This is a genomic window from Streptomyces sp. NPDC055239 (assembly GCF_053606205.1).
This window is the reverse complement of sequence record NZ_JBSGRD010000002.1, coordinates 97,389-120,840: the sequence shown is the minus strand read 5'-3', so window position 1 is coordinate 120,840 and position 23,452 is coordinate 97,389. Positions and strand designations below refer to the sequence as shown.

At 68.9% G+C, this 23,452-nt stretch carries 23 protein-coding genes; 9 read left to right on the top strand and 14 right to left on the bottom strand.

Going from position 1 to position 23,452, the window contains the following annotated elements; genetic code table 11:
- The first annotated feature begins 186 nt into the window (after positions 1-186).
- The gene (gene murA, locus ACWFRJ_RS06725) at positions 187-1,527 is read left to right on the top strand and encodes a UDP-N-acetylglucosamine 1-carboxyvinyltransferase (protein ID WP_344521857.1); all 1,341 of its coding nucleotides are present in this window, start codon (positions 187-189) and stop codon (positions 1,525-1,527) included.
- Positions 1,528-1,628: 101 nt separating this feature from the next.
- Here murA and ACWFRJ_RS06720 read toward each other — a convergent pair whose 3' ends face one another.
- The 6 genes from ACWFRJ_RS06720 to ACWFRJ_RS06695 all read right to left on the bottom strand — a co-directional run bounded on the left by ACWFRJ_RS06720 (position 1,629) and on the right by ACWFRJ_RS06695 (position 8,582).
- The gene (locus tag ACWFRJ_RS06720) at positions 1,629-1,910 is read right to left on the bottom strand and encodes an HU family DNA-binding protein (protein ID WP_016645140.1); all 282 of its coding nucleotides are present in this window, start codon (positions 1,908-1,910) and stop codon (positions 1,629-1,631) included.
- A 297-nt stretch (positions 1,911-2,207) separates the two neighbouring features.
- Positions 2,208-3,641 (bottom strand): malic enzyme-like NAD(P)-binding protein, encoded by a 1,434-nt coding sequence (locus tag ACWFRJ_RS06715; RefSeq protein ID WP_453525159.1) that lies wholly within the window; start codon positions 3,639-3,641, stop codon positions 2,208-2,210.
- 383 nt (positions 3,642-4,024) lie between these two features.
- Complete coding sequence (locus ACWFRJ_RS06710) at positions 4,025-6,400, bottom strand: HelD family protein (RefSeq protein WP_453525158.1); 2,376 nt, start codon at positions 6,398-6,400, stop codon at positions 4,025-4,027.
- 82 nt (positions 6,401-6,482) lie between these two features.
- The gene (locus ACWFRJ_RS06705) at positions 6,483-7,283 is read right to left on the bottom strand and encodes a zf-HC2 domain-containing protein (RefSeq protein WP_453525157.1); all 801 of its coding nucleotides are present in this window, start codon (positions 7,281-7,283) and stop codon (positions 6,483-6,485) included.
- A complete protein-coding gene (locus tag ACWFRJ_RS06700; RefSeq protein ID WP_190080178.1) occupies positions 7,280-7,864 on the bottom strand; it encodes a sigma-70 family RNA polymerase sigma factor in 585 nt (194 codons plus the stop codon). The genes ACWFRJ_RS06705 and ACWFRJ_RS06700 overlap by 4 nt, the downstream gene beginning before the upstream one ends.
- Before the next feature lie 130 nt (positions 7,865-7,994).
- Positions 7,995-8,582, bottom strand: coding sequence for a CGNR zinc finger domain-containing protein (locus ACWFRJ_RS06695; RefSeq protein ID WP_453525156.1), 588 nt, complete (start codon positions 8,580-8,582; stop codon positions 7,995-7,997).
- A 167-nt stretch (positions 8,583-8,749) separates the two neighbouring features.
- Here ACWFRJ_RS06695 and ACWFRJ_RS06690 point away from each other — a divergent pair, with 167 nt between their 5' ends.
- A complete protein-coding gene (locus tag ACWFRJ_RS06690) occupies positions 8,750-9,364 on the top strand; it encodes an anthrone oxygenase family protein (RefSeq protein WP_453525155.1) in 615 nt (204 codons plus the stop codon).
- Here the strand turns inward: ACWFRJ_RS06690 and ACWFRJ_RS06685 are convergent.
- The 4 genes from ACWFRJ_RS06685 to ACWFRJ_RS06670 form a co-directional block, all read right to left on the bottom strand.
- Positions 9,316-10,476, bottom strand: a complete 1,161-nt coding sequence (locus ACWFRJ_RS06685) for a uroporphyrinogen-III synthase (RefSeq protein WP_453525154.1) — start codon at positions 10,474-10,476, stop codon at positions 9,316-9,318. The two genes, ACWFRJ_RS06690 and ACWFRJ_RS06685, sit on opposite strands and share 49 nt — an antisense overlap.
- A gap of 131 nt (positions 10,477-10,607) precedes the next feature.
- On the bottom strand, positions 10,608-11,969 hold the full coding sequence (locus ACWFRJ_RS06680; protein ID WP_453525153.1) for a nitrate/nitrite transporter: 1,362 nt from the start codon (positions 11,967-11,969) through the stop codon (positions 10,608-10,610).
- A 201-nt stretch (positions 11,970-12,170) separates the two neighbouring features.
- On the bottom strand, positions 12,171-13,025 hold the full coding sequence (locus tag ACWFRJ_RS06675; protein ID WP_453525152.1) for a hypothetical protein: 855 nt from the start codon (positions 13,023-13,025) through the stop codon (positions 12,171-12,173).
- Positions 13,026-13,108: 83 nt separating this feature from the next.
- The gene (locus ACWFRJ_RS06670) at positions 13,109-13,498 is read right to left on the bottom strand and encodes an ATP-binding protein (protein WP_453525151.1); all 390 of its coding nucleotides are present in this window, start codon (positions 13,496-13,498) and stop codon (positions 13,109-13,111) included.
- Positions 13,499-13,807: 309 nt separating this feature from the next.
- Between ACWFRJ_RS06670 and ACWFRJ_RS06665 the strand changes: the two genes are divergently transcribed.
- From ACWFRJ_RS06665 to ACWFRJ_RS06655, 3 genes are all read left to right on the top strand, one after another.
- Positions 13,808-14,659, top strand: coding sequence for a DUF5753 domain-containing protein (locus tag ACWFRJ_RS06665; RefSeq protein ID WP_453525150.1), 852 nt, complete (start codon positions 13,808-13,810; stop codon positions 14,657-14,659).
- 11 nt (positions 14,660-14,670) lie between these two features.
- Positions 14,671-14,853: a DUF397 domain-containing protein gene (locus ACWFRJ_RS06660; RefSeq protein ID WP_453525149.1), complete on the top strand. Its 183-nt coding sequence runs from the start codon at positions 14,671-14,673 to the stop codon at positions 14,851-14,853.
- A gap of 74 nt (positions 14,854-14,927) precedes the next feature.
- Positions 14,928-15,437, top strand: coding sequence for a MarR family winged helix-turn-helix transcriptional regulator (locus ACWFRJ_RS06655; RefSeq protein ID WP_453525148.1), 510 nt, complete (start codon positions 14,928-14,930; stop codon positions 15,435-15,437).
- A gap of 172 nt (positions 15,438-15,609) precedes the next feature.
- Here ACWFRJ_RS06655 and ACWFRJ_RS06650 read toward each other — a convergent pair whose 3' ends face one another.
- From ACWFRJ_RS06650 to ACWFRJ_RS06640, 3 genes are all read right to left on the bottom strand, one after another.
- Positions 15,610-16,578, bottom strand: coding sequence for a hypothetical protein (locus ACWFRJ_RS06650; protein WP_453525147.1), 969 nt, complete (start codon positions 16,576-16,578; stop codon positions 15,610-15,612).
- Positions 16,579-16,634: 56 nt separating this feature from the next.
- Positions 16,635-17,300 carry a hypothetical protein gene (locus ACWFRJ_RS06645; protein ID WP_453525146.1) on the bottom strand — a complete coding sequence of 222 codons (666 nt, stop codon included), beginning with the start codon at positions 17,298-17,300 and terminating at the stop codon, positions 16,635-16,637.
- Between the two features lie 238 nt (positions 17,301-17,538).
- Positions 17,539-18,060: a MarR family winged helix-turn-helix transcriptional regulator gene (locus ACWFRJ_RS06640; RefSeq protein WP_453525145.1), complete on the bottom strand. Its 522-nt coding sequence runs from the start codon at positions 18,058-18,060 to the stop codon at positions 17,539-17,541.
- A gap of 135 nt (positions 18,061-18,195) precedes the next feature.
- Between ACWFRJ_RS06640 and ACWFRJ_RS06635 the strand changes: the two genes are divergently transcribed.
- The 4 genes from ACWFRJ_RS06635 (at position 18,196) to ACWFRJ_RS06620 (ending at position 22,200) form a co-directional block, all read left to right on the top strand.
- Positions 18,196-19,179, top strand: a complete 984-nt coding sequence (locus ACWFRJ_RS06635) for an EamA family transporter (protein WP_453525144.1) — start codon at positions 18,196-18,198, stop codon at positions 19,177-19,179.
- A gap of 60 nt (positions 19,180-19,239) precedes the next feature.
- Positions 19,240-19,887: an NAD(P)-dependent oxidoreductase gene (locus ACWFRJ_RS06630; RefSeq protein ID WP_453525143.1), complete on the top strand. Its 648-nt coding sequence runs from the start codon at positions 19,240-19,242 to the stop codon at positions 19,885-19,887.
- A 132-nt stretch (positions 19,888-20,019) separates the two neighbouring features.
- Positions 20,020-20,697, top strand: a complete 678-nt coding sequence (locus ACWFRJ_RS06625) for a hypothetical protein (RefSeq protein ID WP_453525142.1) — start codon at positions 20,020-20,022, stop codon at positions 20,695-20,697.
- A gap of 54 nt (positions 20,698-20,751) precedes the next feature.
- Entirely contained in the window at positions 20,752-22,200 is a 1,449-nt protein-coding gene (locus ACWFRJ_RS06620) for a helix-turn-helix domain-containing protein (protein WP_453525141.1), read from the top strand.
- Between the two features lie 18 nt (positions 22,201-22,218).
- Here the strand turns inward: ACWFRJ_RS06620 and ACWFRJ_RS06615 are convergent, their stop codons facing one another.
- Positions 22,219-23,445, bottom strand: coding sequence for an acyltransferase family protein (locus ACWFRJ_RS06615; RefSeq protein WP_453527066.1), 1,227 nt, complete (start codon positions 23,443-23,445; stop codon positions 22,219-22,221).
- Between the last annotated feature and the right edge of the window lie 7 nt (positions 23,446-23,452).

Here is a 23,452-nt window from a genome sequence, read left to right as displayed (position 1 = left end):
AGGGGCGCACTGAAGCTGCCGGAGCGCACGCTTTCGGCAGTGACCCGGAGTGTCCGGTTCCGAACGTTTCGTGTTGTCACGGACTCCTGACGTGTTCCGGACGTCCTTAGCCTTACGGAAGGGGGGTACTCGCCCATTACGCTTGCCCTTTGGTCCACCCGTCCATCCAATCGGAACGCGAGATTCATGACCGTCACCGACGATGTACTGCTTGTCCACGGCGGAACCCCGCTGGAGGGCGAGATCCGTGTCCGCGGCGCGAAGAACCTCGTGCCCAAGGCCATGGTCGCCGCGCTGCTCGGCAGCGCTCCGAGCAGGCTGCGCAATGTCCCCGACATCCGCGACGTCCGCGTCGTACGCGGACTCCTGCAGCTGCATGGCGTCACGGTCCGCCCCGGTGAGGAGCCGGGCGAGCTGGTCATGGACCCCTCGCACGTGGAGAGCGCCAACGTCGCGGACATCGACGCGCACGCGGGCTCCTCGCGGATCCCGATCCTGTTCTGCGGGCCGCTCCTGCACCGCCTCGGCCACGCCTTCATCCCCGGCCTCGGCGGCTGCGACATCGGCGGCCGGCCGATCGACTTCCACTTCGAGGTGCTCCGCCAGTTCGGCGCCACCATCGAGAAGCGCGAGGGCGGCCAGTACCTGGAGGCCCCGCAGCGGCTCCGCGGCACGAAGATCCAGCTGCCGTACCCGTCCGTCGGCGCCACCGAGCAGGTGCTCCTCACGGCCGTGCTGGCCGAGGGCGTCACCGAGCTCTCGAACGCCGCCGTCGAACCCGAGATCGAAGACCTCATCTGTGTTCTGCAGAAAATGGGCGCGATCATCGCGATGGACACCGACAGGACCATAAGGGTCACCGGTGTCGACAGCCTGGGCGGCTACAACCACCACGCCCTCTCGGACCGCCTGGAGGCCGCCTCCTGGGCTTCCGCGGCCCTGGCCACCGAAGGCAACATCTACGTCCGCGGCGCCCAGCAGCGTTCGATGATGACCTTCCTGAACACCTACCGGAAGGTGGGCGGTGCCTTCGAGATCGACGACGAGGGCATCCGCTTCTGGCACCCGGGCGGCTCGCTCAACGCGATCGCCCTGGAGACGGACGTGCACCCCGGCTTCCAGACGGACTGGCAGCAGCCCCTGGTCGTGGCCCTGACGCAGGCCGCGGGCCTCTCCATCGTCCACGAGACGGTCTACGAGTCCCGTCTCGGCTTCACCTCCGCGCTCAACCAGATGGGCGCACACATCCAGCTCTACCGGGAGTGCCTCGGCGGCTCCGACTGCCGCTTCGGCCAGCGCAACTTCCTCCACTCGGCGGTCGTCAGCGGCCCCACGAAGCTCCAGGGCGCCGATCTGGTCATCCCCGACCTGCGCGGCGGCTTCTCGTACCTGATCGCTGCCCTCGCGGCGCAGGGCACCTCCCGCGTCCACGGCATCGACCTGATCAACCGCGGCTACGAGAACTTCATGGACAAGCTCGTGGAGCTCGGCGCGAAGGTCGAGCTGCCGGGCAGGGCGACGTTGTAGCGGGCTTCAGCCCGGCCGGCATTTGAGGCCATCTTTTGTACGGCACGCAGAAGGGGCGGCCACCCAACCGGGTGGCCGCCCCTTCTATTCGCTGCTTGAGGCTACTTGCCCTTGGCGGCTTCCTTGAGCTTGGAGCCCGCCGAAACCTTGACGCTGTAGCCGGCCGGGATGTTGATCGGCTCGCCGGTCTGCGGGTTCCGGGCGGTGCGAGCGGCACGGTGGGTGCGCTCGAAGGTCAGGAAGCCGGGGATGGTGACCTTCTCGTCGCCCTTGGCAACGATCTCGCCGACGGTCTCGGCGAACGCGGCCAGCACGGCGTCGGCGTCCTTGCGGGTCACCTCGGCGCGGTCGGCCAGCGCGGCCACCAGCTCACTGCGGTTCATGTTTGTACTCCCGTGTTCTTCTTGCCGTTGAGGCGTGCCACGCGGCGGAGCCGCATGATGGGCACAGCGAAGCCGATGCTGCCAGGGTCCTCGGTCAGGCCCCGGACCCGGGTCCGTGTTCCGGACCCTCGCGCCCAGAAAGGCATCCTGCCCCCACCTGCGGCGGGAAAGCCAATCCGGAGCCCTTGGGGGGTCACACGAACAGCTTCACCGCCCCCTGGAAGGTGGCAGTCGGGGGCGCGCTTCCACGCCACCCTAGAGGGCCTTTGCGGGCCCCGGGTTCCGCGACGCGCCGTACTACTGGCCCGTGGCACCTGTCACAGTCACCCCGGCGGCCTTCGCCGCGCTGCGCACCGCATCGGCTACGGCGCCCGCGACCTTGTCGTTGAAGACGCTGGGGATGATGTAGTTCGGGTTGAGCTCGTCCTCGGCGACGACGTCCGCGAGGGCGCCCGCCGCCGCCAGCATCATCTCCGTGTTGACCGTGCGCGACTGGGCGTCGAGCAGGCCGCGGAAGACGCCGGGGAAGACCAGGACGTTGTTGATCTGGTTCGGGAAGTCCGAGCGGCCCGTGGCCACGACTGCCGCCGTCTGGCGGGCGATCGCGGGGTCGACCTCGGGGTCCGGGTTCGCGAGCGCGAACACGATGGCGCCGTCGGCCATGGCCGCGACGTCGTCCGCGCCCAGGACGTTCGGAGCCGACACGCCGATGAAGACGTCGGCGCCGACGACCGCTTCCTTGAGGGTGCCGCGGGCGCCCTCGGGGTTGGTGTTGTCGGCGATCCAGCGCAGCGGCGAGTCCGGCGCGGCGTCCACCAGGTCCTCGCGGTCCGCGTGCACGACACCGTGGATGTCGGCGACGACGGCGTGCTTGACGCCCGCCGCGATGAGCAGCTTGAGGATGGCCGTACCGGCCGCGCCCGCACCGGACATGACGACGCGTACGTCGCCGACTCCCTTGCCCACCACGCGAAGTGCGTTGGTCAGGGCGGCGAGCACGACGATCGCCGTGCCGTGCTGGTCGTCGTGGAAGACGGGGATGTCCAGGGCCTCGCGCAGCCGTGCCTCGATCTCGAAGCAGCGCGGCGCCGAGATGTCCTCGAGGTTGATGCCGGCGAAGCCGGGGGCGATCGCTTTGACGATCGCGACGATTTCGTCGGTGTCCTGGGTGTCCAGGCACAGCGGCCACGCGTCGATGCCGGCGAAGCGCTTGAAGAGGGCCGCCTTGCCCTCCATGACCGGCAGCGCGGCCTTCGGGCCGATGTTGCCGAGCCCGAGAACGGCCGAACCGTCCGTTACGACCGCAACGGAGTTTCGCTTGATCGTGAGGCGGCGTGCGTCCTCGGGGTTCTCGGCGATCGCCATGCACACGCGGGCCACGCCCGGGGTGTAGATCATGGAGAGGTCGTCACGGTTGCGGATGGGGTGCTTGGACGCCATCTCGATCTTGCCGCCGAGGTGCATCAGGAACGTACGGTCGGAGACCTTGCCGACGGTGACGCCCTCGATGGTGCGCAGCTGCGCGACGATCTCGTCGCCGTGCGTCGTGGAGGTCGCCGCGATCGTGACGTCGATCCGGAGTGCCTCATGGCCGGAGGCCGTGACGTCGAGGCCGGTCACCGAGCCTCCGTGGGACTCGACGGCCGTGGTGATCTGGGAGACCGCGGTGCCGCTCGCGGGCACCTCCAACCGGACCGTGTTCGAGTAGGAGACGCTGGGCGCCGTTGCCATGGCCGACTTCCTCTGCTTTCACCGTGTTGCTCTTGCCGTCCGATCGTCGCACCTACCACTGAGTACGTGGTAGCCGCCTCGGATTGCGAACTTTTCGTTCACTAGTTTTTCGGAAACTAGTTTCCACCATACGAGAAGTTAAGGGAAGCCGGTAGAGGGAAACGAGGGGAAACGGAAAGAGGCCCTCGTCACGTCGTGACGAGGGCCTCTCCCTACGCTAATGACACCGACCCGCCATGCTCGCCTCGCGGCAAGTGGTCGCTCGAAGCGACGAAGGTTGGGCCCGGGGGCTTGGATCGGGCCGGTGCCACATCAACGGTAACAAACGATCCCCGCAAGGCAATTCCCGTACCGCAAAGTCATTCGCGGAGCAGGTCTGCCGGTCACTCGCGGAGCAGGTCCGGCACCCCGTCCGCGTCCGGCTCGTCGCGCTCGCCCGACAGGACCGTCAGCTGCTGAGTGGCCCTGGTCAGGGCCACGTACAGGACGCGCAGGCCGGCCGGGGACTCGTCCGCGATCTCCGCAGGAGACACGACGACCGTGGCGTCGTACTCCAGGCCCTTGGCCTCCAGGCTGCCCAGCGCCACCACCCGGCCGCCGAGCCCGGCGAGCCAGCGGGCAGCCTGCTCACGGCGGTTCATCGCCACGACGACGCCGACCGTGCCGTCCACCTGTTCGAGCAGCCGCGCCGCCTCGTCGCGGACCGACGCGCCGAGATCCTTGTCGCGTACGACGGCGAAACGGGGCTTCACCCCCGTGGACCGAACGGCTGACGGCGACTCGGCGCCCGGCATCGCGAGCGCGAGCACCTTGGCGGCCAGATCGGCGATCTCGGCGGGGTTGCGGTAGTTGACGGTGAGGGTGAAGCGGCGGCGCGGGCGGCTGCCCAGGGCCTCGTCACGGGCCGCGGCCGCCTCGTCCGGGTCGGACCAGGACGACTGGGCCGGGTCGCCGACGATCGTCCACGTGGCGTGCCGTCCCCTGCGGCCGACCATGCGCCACTGCATGGGCGTCAGGTCCTGGGCCTCGTCGACGATGACGTGGGCGTACTCGGTGCGCTCCGCCGCGAGGCGCTCGGCGCGCTCGCGCTGGGACTCCTCGCGCTGCGGCATCAGTTCGTCGAGCCCGGTGAGCAGGTCGAGGGGGTCGAGATCCTTCTTCTTGCGGGGCCTGGGCGGCGTACCGAGGATCGAGTGGAGCTCGTCGACGAGCGCCACGTCGTGCACGGACAGGGCGTCGCGCTTGAGGGAGCGTGCGACCTTGCGGACCTCGCCCGGGTTCAGGACGCGCCGCGACCAGCGGCCGAGACGCCGCTCGTCGCCCATCGCGGACAGCACGGCGCGCGGGGTGAGTTCGGGCCACCAGGCGTCGAGGAAGCGGATGAAGTCGTCCTCGGACGTGATGTCCTCGTCGAAGGAGGAGCGCAGCTCGGCGGCAAGCTCCGGGTCGCTGTGCCGGCCCGCGGAGCCTGACTGCGACCACAGGGCGTCGAGCAGGAGCTTGCGGGCGCGCGGGCGCAGCAGGTTGACGGGCGCCGTGCCGCTGAGCGCGTTGCGGCGGATGCGGCCCAGGGCGTCGGCCTCCAGCTCCAGACGGCGGCCGAAAGCGACCACACGCAGGCGTGTGGGGGTCTCGAGGGGGGTCTGGGGGCCCTCGTCGTCGTCATCGTCGCCGAAGTCGCCGAACTCCCCGAAGGAGAGCTGGCCGCTCTGTGAGGCCGCCTTCGGGGCCGCTCCCACGCCGCTCTCCAGAGCGCCCCGCGCGGCCTTGCGCAGCACGTGCAGCATCCGGGACGAGCCCTTGACGCGGGCCACCGCGGGCGAGTCGTAGACCGTGGCCTCCACCGTGCCCGTCGCGTCGTCGGCAAGAGCGCCGACCGCGCGGATCGCGACCTGCCCCTCCTCGCCGAGCGAGGGAAGCACGCCCTCCGTGTAGGCCACGAGGAGCGGGGTCGGCGAGACGATGAGGATGCCGCCCGCGTACCTGCGGCGGTCCTGGTAGAGCAGGTAGGCCGCGCGGTGCAGGGCCACGGCGGTCTTGCCGGTGCCGGGTCCGCCCTCGACGTACGTCACCGATGCGGCGGGCGCGCGGATCACCATGTCCTGCTCGGCCTGGATCGACGCCACGATGTCCCGCATCGTGTGGCTGCGGGCCTGGCCGAGCGCCGCCATCAGGGCGCCGTCGCCGATGACGGGCAGCGAATCGCCGTTCAGGGTGGCCGTCAGCTCGGGGCGCATCAGGTCGTCCTCGACGCCGAGCACCTTGCGGCCCTTGGAGCGGATGACCCGGCGGCGTACGACACGGCCGGGGTCGACCGGCGTCGAGCGGTAGAAGGGCGCCGCGGCCGGAGCGCGCCAGTCGATGACGAGCGGGGAGTAGTCGGCGTCCAGGACGCCGATACGGCCGATGTGCAGGGTCTCGGCGATCTCGGCGGTGTTGTTCTCGCTCACCGCGTCCTCGGCGGGCTCGACCGACGTGTACGCGCCGTCCGGGCCCTTCTTGCCGTCCTTGCCGAGCAGCAGGTCGATGCGCCCGAAGAGGAAGTCCTCGAACTCGCTGTTGAGGCGGTTGAGATGCACTCCCGCGCGGAACACCTGCGCGTCCCGCTCGGCGAGCGCCCCTGGCGTGCCGACCTGGGAGCGCTTGGCCGCGTCGGTCATGAGGAACTCGGCCTCGTGGATCTTCTCCTCGAGACGCCGGTAGACCTGGTCGAGATGTTCTTGTTCGACGCTGATCTCACGGTCGCGTACGTCGGCCACCGAGGCCCCTTTCCGGACGTGCAGCTGCTCTATTGAGCAGCCGTCTACCGTACGCGAAAGGGGACCCCTATGTGCACTTCTCCTACGCGTCCACCTCCACCAGGCGATCACCGTTGAAGGTCGTCACCTCGAAGTGGTCGATCTCGTTGCGGTCCATGGCGGCGCCCCCGTGGACGTACAGGGGACTGCGCGACCATTTGTTCGGGCTGTCCTTGATGCCGTAACCCCACCTCGGGACGGACCAGGTGGTCACCGTCTCCTTCTCGCCGTCCTTGCCGACCGCGATCAGGGAGCACTTGAGCGGACCCTTGACGTTCTTCAGCTCCAGGACCGCGTGCGTGCCCCAGGGCTTCTCCTCCGTGCCGACCGTGGCGCTGACCTTGGTCTTCGGGTCCGTGGCCTTGATCTTGTCGGTCATGTGATTGAAGAAGGCGTCCTCGGCGGGGCTCGTGGGGTGCGGTTCGCCCGCCACCTCGTGCGAACCGCCGTCGTCGCTCACCGCGAGGACCGTGAGCGGCCCGCCGATGATCAGCGCGGCAGCGGCGGCCACCAGATACATGCCGCGCCTGCGCTTCTGGGCGCGCTTCACGGCGACCTCGTCCACGAGCCGGTCCGCGAGGTGCGGGCTCGGCCTCGCGGCGAGCTGTTCACCGATCGCCGGTACGCCGCGTGCGCCGGGGAAGTCGGCGAGCGCGGCCAGCATCGGCTCCATGCCGGAGAACTCCTCCAACTGGTGCGCGCAGTAGGCGCAGCCCGCCAGATGTGCCTCGAAGGCCGTCGCCTCCGCGTCGTCGAGGATGCCGAGGGCGTAGGCGCCGACGGTCTCGTGCACGTCGCCCGCCTCCGCATGGCCCCGCGCGTCATGTCCGTAGGACTCGTTCATGCCGTCACCCCCCGCTCCTCGAGCGCAAGCTTCATCGAGCGAAGCGCGTAGAAGACCCGCGAACGCACCGTCCCACTGGGGATACCCAGCGTCTCGGCCGCCTCATTGACCGTACGCCCTTTGAAGTAGGTCTCGACAAGTACCTCCCGATGTGCGGGAGTCAGGTCCTCGAGTGCGTCCGAGAGAGTCATCAGCCACAGCGCCTTATCGATCTCGTCCTCCGCGGGGATGACCTCCAGCGGCGACGGGTCGACCTCCTGCGGCCGGGCCTGCCGACTGCGGTGGCCGTCGATGACGATGCGCCGGGCGACCGTCACCAGCCAGGGGCGTACCGAACCGGTCGCACGATTGAGCTGACCGGCGTTCTTCCAGGCACGGATGAGCGTTTCCTGTACGACATCTTCGGCGCGCTGCCGGTCCCCCGCCACCAGACGGAGCACATAGGCCAGAAGTGGACCCGCGTGCTCGCGGTACAGGGCACGCATCAACTCCTCGTCGGGTCCGTTGCGTCGGGGGACGAGGCGATGTCGGTGCGGGCGTTCCTGCGGGCGCTCATCGGCCACGGCGGAATCCTTGCGCACGTCTGCCTCCGGTGTCCGCTCTTCGTCGGGCTTCGCCCTGTCGGCTGTTCACCCTGGACTTACGTAGGCAGCCGGAGTTGCGTTCAACGGAGATCACACGAGTTTTCGACCGTGCGTTTCTGACTGCACGTCAGGCCCGTGCGAGTGCCGCCCGGCGCCGGTGTCTGGCCACCCTCTCCCGGTTGCCGCACACCTCGCTTGAGCACCAGCGGCGGCGGCGCCCGCGTGACGTGTCCAGGTACACGATGGGGCAGTTGTCGCCCTCGCACTGGCGCAGCAGGGCGCGCGCGGCGGGGTCGGTGAGCAGGTCGACGGCGTCACGGGCGACGGCGGCGAGCAGGGCCGCGCAGCCGGGGTCGCCGTCCAGGGCGCGGACCAGGCTGCCGTCGGGACGCCGGACGGCGCGCGGGGCGGGCGGCGCGGTGGCGGCGAGGGCGTTGACACCGGCCAACGCGCCTTCTTCGTAACGCCCTTCGAGTTCGGCGAGCATCAACTGCTCGACGTATCGCCGCAGTTCACGGAAGGCCACCAGCCATACCGGACCCGCACCCGGCAGGGCCGTGGGATCCGGGATGAGCCCGGCGCCCGCGAGCCAGGCGAGCAGCCGGTCCACGGAGTCGAGCCGTTCCACGGGATGGTTCGTCGCCACGAGGTCCAGACAACTCCGCCCGGAGTCGAATCGCAGCTCGTACGTGGCCGGGTCCATGCCCAGTGCCATGCGCCTGTCACCGCCTTGTGGGGTTACCGGTGAGTGCTCCCCCTACAGTGCCTCGCCTTGGGCTGCTGCGGAACCCCTGCCACCGCGTACGGGGCTGAGACGCCCGCTTATGGGGGTGCGCGGCACGGCCATGGTCCGGGGCGTCCGTGGCCGATTGACTCTGCCCCATGACAGACAAACACGTGACACGGGAACAGCGACGAGAGCGGGGGCGAGGGTGGGGGCGGGGTGCTGCCGGGGTCGTGCTGGGGGCGGCGACCGTCGCGGCGGGTCTGATCTCCGGGGCCTTCTACATCTTCGCCTGTGCCGTCATGCCCGCCCTCGGCCGGAGCGGTGACCGCGTCTACATCGAGGTCATGCAGAACATCAACGACGTGATCCAGAACCCGGTCTTCTTCCTGAGTTTCCTCGGGGCCCTGGTCCTCCCCGCGTTCAGCGCATGGCAGTTGCGCGGGACGCCGCCCGCCCGATGGGTGCTTGCGGCGCTCATCGTCTACGCCGTGGCCTTCGCCCTCACGTCTGGCGTGAACGTGCCGCTGAACAACGACCTCGCCGACGCGGGCGACCCGGCGAAGATCGCCGATCCGGCCGCCGTGCGCGAGAAGTTCCAGGACACCTGGGTGGCCTGGAACGTCGTGCGGGCCGCGCTCTGCACCCTCTCCTTCGCGCTCCTCGCAAGGGCGTTGGTCTTGCGGGGACGGGACAGCTTGCGGGGACGGGACAGTACGTCCCGTCAGTCCGCGTACTTGGACTCGGCGGCCGGATCGAGCGAGAGCCGGTAACCGCGCTTGACCACCGTCTGGACGAGCTTCGGCGCCCCAAGTGCCGTACGCAGCCGGGCCATCGCGGTCTCCACGGCGTGCTCGTCGCTCCCCGCGCCGGGCAGCGCGCGAAGGAGTTCGGCGCGGGAGACCACCCACCCGGGGCGCCGCGCGAGCGCCCGGAGCAGCGACATGCCCGCGGGCGGAACGGGCCGCAGCTCGTCGTCGACCAGGACGGCGTGCCCGCGGATCTCGACGCGGTGGCCCGCGATGGGCAACGTACGGGCGCGGGCGGGCAGTTCCTTGCACAGGGTCTGTACGAGGGGGCCGAGCCGGAAGCGTTCGGGCTGCACCGTGTCGACGCCCCGGGCCTGGAGCGGCAGTGCGGTCACCGGGCCGACGCAGGCGGAGAGCACGTCGTGCTGGAGGGCGGCGAAGAGTTCGATGGACATGCCGCGGTCCTCGGCGCGGGCCAGGAAGGACGCGACTGCGGGCGCGCTGGTGAAGGTGAGGGCGTCGACGGCGCGCGCGACGGTGGCGTCCAGGAGCCGGTCGACGGGCGCGAGGTCCTCGGGCGGCATCCACCGGTATACGGGCACGCCGACGACGTCCGCTCCCCCGGCGCGCAGGGATTCGATGAAGCCGGGCAGCGGTTCGCCGTGCAGCTGGAGTGCGATGCGCCGCCCGTCGACCCCTTCCTCAAGCAACCGGTCGAGCACTTCCGCCATGGACTCGGACGAGGGCGACCACTCCTCGGTGAGTCCGGCGGCACGGATGGCGCCCTTGACCTTGGGCCCGCGGGCGAGCACTTCGACGCCCCTCAGACACTCCAGGAGCGCCTCGCCGAAGCCCCAGCCGTCGGCGGCCTCGACCCACCCCCGGAACCCGATCGCGGTGGTGGCGATCACCACGTCGGGTGCGTGGTCGATGAGCTGCTTGGTCGCGGAGAGGAGTTCGCTGTCGTCGGCGAGCGGGACGATGCGCAGTGCGGGCGCGTGCAGGACGGTGGCGCCCCGCCGCTGGAGCAGCGTGCCGAGCTCTTCGGCGCGCCGGGCGGCGGTGACGCCGACGGTGAATCCGGCGAGCGGCGCGTTTCCACGTCCGTGTTCGCCGTTCTGAGGGGTCCCGTGCATGGCAGCTGCTCTCGTCCCGCTAGTACTGCGTGATGGGTGGTCCGGGGTCTCACGAGCCTGCCAACGGCCCGTGACAACCCCGGATCATCACGATGTCGTGCGTGTTACACCAGGCTACGACCACCCATCGCTCAGACCTGCGCGTACGTGAGCTGGGGCTTCGTCTCCGCGTCCGGGATACGGCCGGAGTCCGGCGCGGCCGCAGGGCGGCGAAGGTATACGGCCCAGGTGAGGCAGAAGCAGGCGGCGTAGAAGACGAGGAAGGCGACGAAGGCACCGGTGCCGGACCCCACGGTCTGGAAGGACTGCCGGAAGGCGAGATTGATCCCGAGCCCGCCGAGCGCGCCGACGGCGCCGATGAGCCCCATGGAGGCCCCGGAGAGCCGACGCCCGTAAGCAGCGGCGGCTTCACCGTGGAGCCCCTTCTGCAGGGCCTTGGCGTGGAAGATGCCCGGGATCATCTTGTACGTGGACCCGTTCCCGAGCCCGGTCAGCACGAAGAGGGCGATGAACGCGGCGACGAAGAGGGCGAGCGACTCCCGCATGGAGGCGATGACGACGACAGCGGTGGCCGCGCCCATCCCGACGAAGTTCCACAGCGTGATGCGGGCCCCACCGAACCGGTCGGCGAGCCGCCCGCCCACGGGCCGGATCAGCGAGCCGAGCAGCGGCCCGATGAAGGTGACTGCGGCGGCCTGCAACGGCGTACGACCGAACTGGGTCTGAAGGACGAGCCCGAAGGCGAAGCTGTACCCGATGAAAGACCCGAAGGTCCCGACGTACAGAAAAGCCATGATCCACGTATGGGCGTCCCGGACGGCCTCCTTGGCCGCGCCGGTGTCGTTCTTCACGGTGGCGAGGTTGTCCATGAAGAGGGCGGCGCAGACGGCGGAGACGAGAATGAAGGGGATATAGATCCCGAGAAGCACACGCGGCCCTCCCCCGGCCCCGATGACCGCGAGCCCGGCGAGCTGCACGACGGGCACGCCGATGTTGCCGCCCCCCGCGTTGAGCCCGAGCGCCCACCCTTTCTTCTTCAGGGGGAAGAAGGAATTGATGTTGGTCATGCTGGAGGCGAAGTTGCCGCCGCCCACGCCGGTGAGGAGGGCACACACCATGAAGGTGGTGTACGAGGTGCCGGGCTCCATGACGACGAAGGCCGCGACGGTCGGCACGAGGAGCGCGCTTGCCGCGATGATCGTCCAGTTGCGCCCGCCGAAACGGGCGACGGCGAAGGTGTAGGGGACGCGGGCGATGGCCCCGACCAGGGTGGCCATGGACACCAGGAAGAACTTTCCGGCGGGGTCGATCCCGTACTCGGGCCCCATGAACAGCACCATCACGGACCACAGGGTCCAGATGGAGAACCCGATGTGCTCGGAGAGGATCGAGAACACCAGATTCCGCCGGGCGACGCGCTCGCCTCCCTCCTCCTTCCAGAAGCTCTCGTCCTCCGGGTCCCACCGCTGGATCCACATGCCAGACCTCCGCATCTCCACAGCCGACGGCTGATGGCCCGAAGGTAGGGAGGGCGGGTTTCAGTCCTGTGGCACGCGGTGACCGGCGGGGAACGTTGCTCTCACCTGGGGGCGGGGTGGGCGGTGAGGGGCGCGCGCCGGGCGGCATCGAAGCAGGTCAAGCCTTGTTCAGGGGTCAGTTCAGGGGCCAATTCAGGGGTCGGTTCAGGGGTCGGTTCAGGGCTTGTTCACCCACGGCAGGACATCGGTGCCGCCACCCTTGTCCCACTTCAGGGTCACTTCGTCATTGGCCTGGGTGAGGTCGGCCGAGATGTACTTCTTGTCGTCGCCGGTGCCGCACTTGAGGGCGATACGGAAACCGTCGCCGCCCTGCTCCTGCCCGAGCCCCATGCAGAGCCCGTCGCCACCGGCGTCGATGTACGACACCGAGTGCTTGCCCTTGCCCTGCCCCGAGGTGAGCTTGTCGCCGATGGTGAGGGTCTTGGCGTCACTGTCCTGCCACTGGCCTTGGTACCCGGTGTCGCCGGCGGGCCTGCTCCCCCCGGTCGGCTCGTCGAGGGGGTCCTCGGTGGTGGGATCTTCGGAGGGCACGTCTTCGGACTCGGAGGCGGAGGGGGAGGTGGATGGGCTGGCGGAGGGACTGGCCGAAACACTCTTATCGGCCTTGGGCTTCTGATCGTCGTCACTGTCGCCGCCGCTGGTGGCGAGGAAGATCCCGCCGCCGATGAGCGCGGCGACCACGACGACGGAGCCGATGATGAGGGCGAGCTTCTTCTTGCCGGGGGCGCCGGGACCGCCGGGCGGAGGGGGCGGCGGCGGGTAACCGGCGTATTGGGGGTCGGGCTGGCCGAAGGGCTGCGGCTGCCCGTAAGGGGGTTGGGGCTGGCCGTAGGGCGGCTGCGGGGGCTGCGCTGGCGGCGGGCCCGCGTAGGGGTTCTGCCCGTCGGGCTGCTGGGGAGGGGGCGGTGGGGCACCGTAAGGACCGGCGGGCGGCCCCGGTACGGGCGGCTGAGGCTGTTGCGGGGGCCCGAATCCTTCTTGCGGCGGCTGGCCCTCAGGCGGCTGGGTCATATGTCTCGGATCCCCTCGCTGTCCGACCGACTCCTCACAGAGCCCAGCGAAGACCCTTGGCCCCCGCCCACCCCCAACATCCACTACGCGGCACCGGATACACAACCCCCGTCCTCCCCCACCTCAAACCACAGCAACTTCCCCCCGGTGCCGAAGAGCTGACCCCCGAGCGGCCACCCGCCCCACGCGTCCGCGCACTCCCGTACGAGGAAGAGCCCACGCCCGCGGTCAGAGTCCGTAGGCACGGGCGGCGCACCGAACGGACCAGGTGGTCTATCGAAGGGGGCGGGGATATGGGGATCGCTGTCCCACACCCCGACGCGAAGCCGCCCGCCCCGAACGGACCGCAACCGCAGCGCGGAGGGCCCTTTCGTGTGCCGGTAGGCGTTGGTGACCATCTCCGACGTCAACAACTCGGCGACGTCCAGGAGTTCTCCCATGCCGTGCCCGGTGAGCGCGGCCCGCAAGGTCATACGGGCGACGCGGGGTGCTCTTGGATCGTGGGGCAGATGAAGGGCGTATGACCAGCCTTGGGGTGGGGCTACGGTGACCATGGGGGCCTCCTGGAAGGAAGGGGATGCGAGCCGCCCGGGGACCACGTGCAGCGGTGGCGGTACCGCGATGGCGCGGTGCTCTTCCGGCTTACAGACGAGGCCAGTTGAGCGGCATGACGTTCACCGTAGAGCAGTCGGTGTGATACTTGATACCGAACTGGAGTTGAGCTTCACTTTTCCCTCGTGTGGGTGATCCGAGGGTGGGGTCCGATGAGAGAGAAGGCACGCGTGCCGCCCAGCACCAATCCCACCCTGCGTCAGCGGCGGCTAGGAACAGAACTACGCAAGCTCCGCGAGCACGCAGGTCTGACCGCGACCGCCGCAGCAGCACTTCTCGATCTCAAGCAGGGGCAGATCAGCAGCATCGAGGCAGGCCGCTACCCCGTGAGCGCAGACCGAGTACGCACCTTCGCCCGTAGCTACAGCTGCGCCGACGACGACCTGGTCGACGCCTTGGCATCGATGACAGGCGGCCGAAAGCGCGGCTGGTGGGACCAGTACCGCGAGTACCTGCCTGTCAGTCTGATTGACCTAGCCGAACTGGAACATCACGCAACGGAGTTGAGGGTCGCGCTGGTCATCCACATCCCCGCACTCCTGCAGACTGCGGATCACGCCCGCGCCCTCTTCCGCGAGGTGGTTCCACCTATGCGCCAGTACGAGATCGAACACCGACTCACGCACCGCATGAAGCGCCAAGAGGTTCTCCACCGGGCAACTCCGTTCCCGTACACCGCGGTCATTCACGAGTCCGCTCTGCGGATGGGATTCGGCGGCTCAGCCGTCAGCCGCGCGCAGCTCCAGCACCTCATCGAGATGAGCGAGCTACCCAACGTGTCCGTCCGAGTGGTCCCCTTCGGGCACACCCCCTTCCCCGGAACCGGGCAGTCCGTCGACTACCTCGCAGGGTCAGTCCCGCAGCTCGACACCGTTCAACTGGACACACACCACGGCTGCGAATTTCTGGACGCAGAGGCACAGTTGGCTAAGTACCGCTCCGTGCTGGACCGCATGGAGAAGGGCGCGCTCCAGCCATCTCCATCACGCGACCTGATCCACAACCTGGCCCAGGAACTCTGAGGAACGCCAACATGCACACATACGACTGGCAGAAGTCCACGTACAGCGGAGACGCATCGAACTGCGTCTACGTCGCCGCCACCCCCGACGGCACAATCCACCTCCGCGAAAGCGACACCCCAGACGCCATCCTCACGACGACCCCCGACCGCCTGCACAACCTGATACGCACCCTCAAGACCACCCCACGCTGAGGCCCCCATCCCCGAACCCCACTGGCAGAAGTCTCCTTGTGACCGGGCGTGCTTGGGGGATATAGCGTCGGATCATGAATCCGCCGACCGATACCGCCACCGATCAGGCACCGGCCGATCCGGCCGCCGCCGACGGCATGCTGGCCACCCAGCCCGTCGGGTACTGGAGCGGCCTCGCCCATGAGGTCGTCACCCGGCATCTGCGTGATGCCATGGCCAGGATCGACGTCACACAGCCGCAGTACTGGGTGCTGAACCGCGTGAACGGCGGGCCCTTGGCGCCGAGCCGCGAGGAGACAGTCATCCAGCTGACGCCCCTCGCGGACGGGCCACATGAGATGGGGCGAGTCGTCGACCAGCTGATCCACCGTGGCTGGCTGCGAATCGACGCCGAGCACCGCCTGCACCTCACCGATGCCGGGGAGGCCGCCAGGGTGCGGCTGCGCGAGCTGGTGACCGAACTGCGCGCCGTGGTCCACAAGGGCATCAGCGACGAAGAGTACGTGGCCGCACTCACGGTCCTGCGCAGGATGGTAGCCAACGTCGAGGACGCGGCCGAGGAAGAACTTCATGGCCGGAGCTGACGGACGCCGTCGGCCGATTGCAGAAAAGTCCCAGTGACACGCCGCAAAATGCCGCGCTCACTGGGACTTTCCTGCAATCGCCCATGGGTTCTAGAGTCGCGCCGTGGACAGCGGCGCAGGCGGGCCCGCACACGGCGTTCTGCTCGACCGAGCGACAGCGCCCCGCGTTCATTCAGCGGTTGACGGACTGGATCTCCTGAACGACGACGTCCTGGTCCGCGCCGAACTCGCCGTCCGGGAGGTCACCGCCCTCGCCGGTCGTACTCGTCCAGCTGATCTTCCAGGTGAGGGTGGCCTGGAGGTTGTACGAGTCGTCGCCGGAGGACCGCAGGTACTGCACGCCACACGGCGGCATCGTCTCCGCGGGCGTGCCCTTGGCTCGGGGTTTGCCGATCCGGCCGTTCTCGATGGGGCACTGCCCCGAAGCGGGGTAGGTCTCGGCGTCCTCCGTCCCTGGGGCGATCGAGAGGGACACGGGCTCAGCGGTCGTGGTCGCGGAGAGCCCCGAACCCGGGATGCTCGCGGTGACGGAGACCTTCTTGAACTTCGCCTTGTCCAGCCAGACCCAGGTCGGGAGATTGACCTTCGTCGTCCCCTCGGGTGCCATCGTGATCTCGGTGCTGGGTACGGGCAGTTCGTCGTAGGCGTACTCGGCGAGGATCTTGGGCGAGACTGCGAGCGGTTCCTTGGGAGTGTCGCCCGTGGGTACCCAGAAGGGCATCCTCTTGCAGGAGTTGGCCTCCGGGTCGTCCTTGCGCTTTTCGTTGATGGCCGCCGCCCAGAACTGCCCGTCGCCCTGCTTGTCGAGGTTGTAGTCCTTGTAGGGGTTACCTTCCTTGAAGTACGAGTCGAATGCGCCGCCCACGAAGTCGCCTACCCCGAATACCTTCACCTGCCGGATCGCCTTGACCGCGGCCTGGATCTGCTTCGGGGAATAGGCGGGCTCGTACCAGCAGGCCGGTGGATCCCAGTTGCTGTTGGCGGGCGTGAGCGTGCCCGTCTTGGCGGTCTTCTGAGCGCCATTGACCGTCGTCTGAATCTTCGTCTCGACGGAGAGATTCCGGTCCTGACGTCCGCCCTTCGCCTGTGGAGGAGCTACTTCCGCTCCCCTACCACCGCCGGCGTAAGCGGTACTCGGCACCACGGCGACGACCAACGCGAGAAGGGGAACGTACCGACGGCTCAAACTGCGCCGATTCACGGCATGCACCGCTTCGCCTTCGTCGTGGTCAACACCGATGCCGTCTGCCAGATGCCGTCCTCGTTCTTCTCCAGACGGGTGTTGTAGAAGGCGTAGTCCTGCTCGGACGCCGGGATCGACCTGTCTACCTTGCCGGTCTTACGATCCTTGGGGTACGTCTTGGTGCTGTCCTCGCAGTACGTCACCGCGGCGGCGCCACCCTTGAGGAACGTGACCTCGCGGTCGTAATACCGGGAGGTCCCGACGAAGGTCCTGCCGTCCTTGTAGAAATCCTGAACGTAGTTCGCCGCCGACAGCAGCGCATCACCGGACGAATAGAACTTCAGCGCCGGGTGCTCCTTCGCGTCGACGGTGACCGCCTCAGTCAAGGAACTGATCCGCCGCGCGTTGTCCGCAAGGATCGCGTCTTTCTTCGCGTCGCCGGTCTTACTGCCCTCAAAGACGTCCTTCACGTCTTTCGGCAGCTTGATCTCCGGTCGCTCGATCCCGTCGTCGGACGCTGTCGGGGACGGTGACTCTCTCTTCTCGTCGCCCGACCCCGCTCCCTCGATCTTGTCGCTCCCCTTGGAACCACCGTCATCGCTGCCTCCACAGGCGGAGAGCGAAAGGACCGCGGCAACAGTCAGGACGGCCGTTGCGAGCAGGGTGGGTCGGCGGTTCACAGTCAGCTCCTGGTGGGGCGAAGGTTCTCTGGAGTGAACCAAGCTATCCATGAGCCGAAGGCGATGCCACGTGGGAGGTTCGTCACTGGTGAGACATACGCGGGCATAGCGGCCAGATACTGCCCCCTGCGCCGCTAATCGGTTGCAATGCGCAGTGAATTGATCACTTGCGGCAGGCCGCGATACCCATGCCTCAGCCTTCACGTCCGCGAAAGCAGGCGGCACCTATCCCGCACCGCTACCCCAGATGCGTATCCCCCAGCGACACCAACAACCTCCGCAACGCCCCGTCCAGCGCCCGCCGGTCGTCCGCCGACAGGGACTCCAGCATCCGCTCCTCGTTCGCCACGTGGTCCACCACCGCGCGGTCGACCAGTTCGAGGCCCGCCCGCGTCAGGCGGACCCGGATCGCCCGGCGGTCGGACGGGTCGGGGTGGCGTTCGATGAAGCCCTTGCGTTCCAGCTTGTCGAGGCGGTTGGTGATCGCACCCGACGTCACCATCGCGCTCTTCAGGAGGCCACCCGCCGTCAGTTCGTGCGGGGCGCCCACCCTGCGCAGTGTGGCGAGTACGTCGAACTCCGGGAACTCCAGGCCGTGTTCGGCGAAGGTCGGTTTCATTCCTCTGCTCAGCAGGTGGTTCGCCCGCGTGATGCGGCCCACCAGAGCCATCGCGTCCAGGCCCGCCGCATCCATGTCCGGGCGTTCACGGTGCCACTGACCACGCAGCTCGTCGATGGCGTCGGCCTCGGGTTCAGCCACTGTCGTGCCCCTCTCAGCAGGCCGGAACCAGGCAGATCTCTTAATGTTGAGATACTTGACGTTCACGGACCCTGGGTTCATATTTATCTCAACGTTGAGAATAACAGCATTGAGCAGAATCGAGGGGGAGCAACCATGTCCATCCGTGGACAGCAGGCACAGCAGACACAGCAGGCAGACACCACACGCACCGCGCATCACCCGGTCGGCCAAGACCGGCCTGCGCCGCGGGCACCCGCCCTCGCCGCCGCAGGCCTCGCCGCCATCGGCCCCGCCACCTGGGGCACCACCTACGTCACGACCACCGAACTCCTGCCCCCCGACCGCCCCCTGCTCGCCGCGGCCCTGCGCGCGCTGCCCGCCGGGCTCATCCTGCTCGCCCTCACCCGGCGGCTGCCCAGCGGTGACTGGTGGTGGAAGGCAGCGGTCCTCGGGCTGCTCAACTTCGGTGCCTTCTTCCCTCTGCTGTTCTTCGGCGCCTACCACCTTCCCGGCGGCGTCGCCTCAACCATCAGCGCCGTCATGCCGCTGCTCGTCGCCGGCTTCGGGATCGGCGTGCTGAAAGTGCGGCCGACGCGCCGCACGCTGATCGCCGGGCTCGTCGGCGTCGTCGGCGTCGCGCTGCTCGTCCTGCGCGGCAGCGCCTCCTTCGACCTCGCGGGGCTCGTGGCCATGCTGGTCGCCACGACTCTGATGGCACTCGCCGTCGTACTCAGCAAGCGCTGGGGACGGCCCGAAGGCGTCTCGCTCCTCGCCTTCACCGGGTGGCAACTCACCGTGGGCGGGGTTGTACTGGCGCCCATCGCGCTCGGTTTCGAAGGGCTTCCTGACCACTTCACCGGGGCCAACCTCGCCGGATACGCCTACCTCGGCATCATCGGCACCGCCATCGCGTACGCCCTCTGGTTCCGCGGTATCGAGCGGCTCCCCGCCTCCTCCGTCTCGTTCCTGGGGCTGACCAACCCCGTCGTCGCCACCCTCGCCGGGCTGCTCCTCCTGGGACAGACCCTCACCCTCTGGCAGGTCGGCGGTCTCGTGCTCGTGGTGGCGAGCGTCCTGGTCGGGCAGGGCGGCCGTGGCCGAGGGCACCGCCCGGCCGTCACTTCGCAGAACCCGTAGTCCATCCCCCACCCCGTAGTCCGTCCCCCGCCCCGGAACCACGGCCCAAGGAGCAGACCCATGCGCATCACCGTCTTCGGAGCAGCCGGAAACGTCGGCAGCCGCGTCGTCGCCGAAGCCCTCACCCGCGGCCACGACGTCACCGCCGTCGTCCGCGATCCCGCCCGCTTCAGCGAGCTGCACCCGGGCGCCACGCACCGCACCGGCGACGCCGGAGTCCCGGAGCAGGTGGCCCAGTTGAGTGCCGGACAGGATCTCGTGGTGAACGCCACCAGACCCGCCCCCGGCCGCGAGGCCGAACACGCCGCCATCAGCCGGGCGCTGCTCACCGGACTCGCCCGCGTCGACGACGTACGCCTGATGATCGTCGGTGGGGCCGGGAGTCTGGTCGTGCCGGGCACGGGAGGCACCCTCGCGATCGATGATCCCGCCTACGTCCCCGCCGCCTGGCGGCACATCGCCGAGGCCTCCAACGCCCAGTACGACGCCGTCCGCACCGCCGACACCGACGTCGACTGGACGTACGTAAGCCCGTCCGCCCTCCTTGAGCCCGGCGTCCGCACCGGCACCTACCGTCTCGGCGCCGACGAGCTGATCGTCGATGCCGACGGCAACTCCGCGATCTCCATGGAGGACCTGGCGGTGGCACTCCTGGACGAGGCCGAACGCCCCGAGCACCACCGCACTCGTTTCACCGCCGGGTACTGAAGACCCCTGTTACCGAGTACGGATCTCTTGTTACCGAGTGCGGACGGAACCCGGTGAACGGGGCCTACCTGGGGCTCATCTGAGGGGGTACAGCCAACAGCCCGTTCAGATATCCCGTGGGGGAACCTAGTGATGACCACTCGCCGCGCTCGCCGTACCGCCCGTTCCGCCGCCCTGGTGGTCGCCGCCGCGACTGCCGCACTCTCGCTGGCCGCCTGTGGCGCGGGCGAGGACGGCGCCGCGGGGCCGGCGAAGAGGGACTCCGCCTCCGCCTCGTACTCCACCGGTGACGGTGGCGGTGGCGGTGGTGTGGTCACGGTCAACGGATCCGAGAGCGGCGCGGGCAACTCCCGGGCCAACGACGTCGTGTCCGTGTCCGACACCTCCAAGGCGGCCTCGCCGTACCGCACCCAGAAGCTGGTGGACGGCAGCACGGCCAAGGTCTACAAGCTCGGCGGCCAGCACTACCGTGCCGACATCGTCAGCGACGGTCAGGTCGTCGGCGACCTTGAGGCGAACGGGGAAGACACCGGGATCGACGCCAACGGCATGTTCGTGGTGCTCACGTTGGACGGCAAGATCCACTCCTGGATGGGCGGCGAACACCAGGGACCGGGTACGTTCAAGGTCGCGGGCGGTTGGACGGTCAAGGTCACCAAGGTCGGCGAGCTCCACTACCGCGCGGAAATCCTCGGCAACGAGGGTGCGGTGGAAGGCACGCTCGAGGCGGACCAGCAGGATGACGGGGCCGTCGCCAACGGCGTGTACATCGTGCTCAGCGCCGGTGGCGAGATCAGCGCCCACGAGTAGACGCCTGTCCAGCTGTGCGGTGGAAACGACTGACCGGGATGGTGGAGGGCAAAGATGGCGTCTCTCGCGGAGCTGCTGCGGGAGCTCAAGGAGCGGTCAGGCCTCAGTTACAAAGTGCTGGCCCAGCGGCTTCACATGAGTACGTCCACGTTGCACCGGTACTGCAACGGGGGTGCGCCGCCGCCCCAGTTCACGCCGGTGAGGCAGTTCGCCCGCCTCTGCGGGGCTACTCCGGAAGAGCTGGTGGAGGTCCACCGGCAGTGGGTCCTGGCGGACGCGGATCGGAGGCGGAGGGCGGAGCCCATACCGGCGCCGGAACCAGAGCCAGAGCCCGAGCCGGAACCCGAGCCCGAGCCCGAGACGCAGTCCGGCCCGGCCCCTGTGACCGTCTCGTTCGCCTCATCGCTCTCATCACTCTCATCGCTCTCATCGTCCTCATCGCCCTCCTCACCCCCGTCCCGCAAGCGGCGAATCCTCGTCCTCGCCGCCACCGTCGCCGCAGTCGTCGGGATCGGCTCCATCGCTCTCGCCATGAACCGCAGCGGTGACGGCGACGCGCACAAGCAGACGCAGCAGGAGTACGCCGGGCCCACCGCCCCGCCGGACCCGAGCGGCCCGCCGTACGACCGGCCCGGCAAAACCGCCGACAGGGAACGGCTCGAAGGCCCGGACCGGCCCGAGTCCGTCGCCAAGGGCGGGCCCGACGGCAAGGCCGAGGAGATCGACCCTTCCGCTTCACCGTCCGGGAACTCCGAGGACGACGGAAGCGGCGGAAGCGGCGGAAGCGACGGAAGCGACGGAAGCAGCGGAAGCGACAGGAACAAGAACGGCCGACCTGCCCCCGCCGGCCCCCGCGGCATCGGCAAGGGTCCCTCACCCGACGGCGGGCGGGGCGAAGACCCCGACGTGCCCCTGGCTGCACGCGTCAGCCCGTATCTCTACGAAGACTGCGAGCACCACTTCCTGGTGGACCGGAAGCCGGCCCAGATGCCGGAGCCGCCCTCCGAGGGCGACGTACCCGCCTGGGTGGGGGAACTCGGTGCCGTCTCGGCCCGCAACCAGTACGTCGCGTTCACCGTGCAGGGCACGGGCGACGAGACCGTCACCCTGCGGAACATGAACGTCCGCGTGCAGAGCAGCGGCGCCCCGCTCGCCTGGAACAACTTCCAGATGGGGACCCACTGCGGCGACAAGCTGTTCAACAAGGTCTTCACCGTCGACCTCGACGACGCGACGCCGCGCGCCACGCCCGATCCGGACCAGAGCCACTTCCCGTACAAGGTCACCGAGAAGGACCCGCAGGTCTTCTACGTCGAGGCCAACTCCGACCTGCACGACGTGCGTTGGTACCTGGAGATGGAGTGGTCCATCGGCAAGCGCCACGACGTGCTGCGCATCGACGACCAGGGCAAGCCGTTCCGGACCAGCGGCCAGGAGGGACGCCCCCTGTACAGCTGGTCGGAGTCCGGCGGGTGGGCGCCCGGAGGCCTGGAACACCACTGAGCCCGCCGCAGCGGAGCCTCAGCCCCGGTGCGCACCACCCCGCGAAGCCGCCTCAGAACGCCGACGCGACTTCGCCCCGTTCGGCCACAGCCTCGGGCTCCTCTTCGCCGCGAAGTCCTCGATCCAGCCCACGGCCATCACCATCAGGCCGATCAACGGCCAGACAAGCACGGTCATCCACAGCATGTACGTGGTGTCCAGGGCCGAGCTCCACTGCTCGTCCTCCATGAACGGCAGGTCGTACGCCAGGTCGATGATCGGCACCGTGGCCATGATCAGGAGGTTGTGCCAGAGGTAGATCGTCACCGCTCGGTTGTTGGAGAGGGTGATGAGCTTGTCCCACCGCTTCAGGCGGCCCGGCAGCTCCTGCCACGACGGGGAGTACTGGAAGAGGATGACGACGAAGCCGAAGGACCATGCCGCCTGGGCGAGCGGAATGTCGTTCAGGTCCCAGCCGTCCGGGCCCTGATGGCCCGATGCCCACCACAGGCCGAAGGCCATGATCAGGGCCGAGACGGAAACCGCCAGGTAGCGCGGGACGCGGGCGAGGACGCCCTCCTGGTGGGCGAAGCCCAGGACCCAGCAGCTGCCGTACACCGCGAAGTCCGAGACCGCGTTGCCCGTCTCGCCGGGGATCGTCACGACGCCCGTGGCGAGCACCGCCGTCAGGGCGAGGGGCGCGAAGAGCGTCGCCCACGGGACCCGGCGGAACGCCCACAGCAACAGCGGCGAGGCGATCACGAACCACAAGTACGCGCGGATGTACCAGAGCGGGCCCGCAGCCTGGGCGGGCCAGGTGTCCTCCAGGAGGCCCGCCTTGTCCCCGAGGTTCCAGGGGAAGGGCGGGGCGCCGATCGGGAAGACGTAGTTGAGCATGCTGACCAGGCCCCAGGTGCCACCGTGGTCCGGGTCCTTGCTCACGTTCCAGCCGCCGTAGAACAGCAGGAAGAGTGCCACCGCGCTGAACGCCCACATGGGCGGCAGGAGTCGGCGGATGCGGCCCCTGATGACGCCCCACGCGGGGCGCTTCAGGGAGCGCGCCATCAACGCGCCCGCCAGCGCGAACATCACGCCCATGGACGGGAAGATGATCGTCAGCCAGGCCCAGCCGAACAGGTGGTAGATGACGACGCGGACGAGGGCCAGGGAGCGCAGTACGTCGAAGTAGCGGTCGCGGCCCGGCTTCTTGGCCGGGGCGGAGGCAGCGGGGGCCACCTCGATGTGAGACGGGCCCACCGGCGTCATCGCCAAC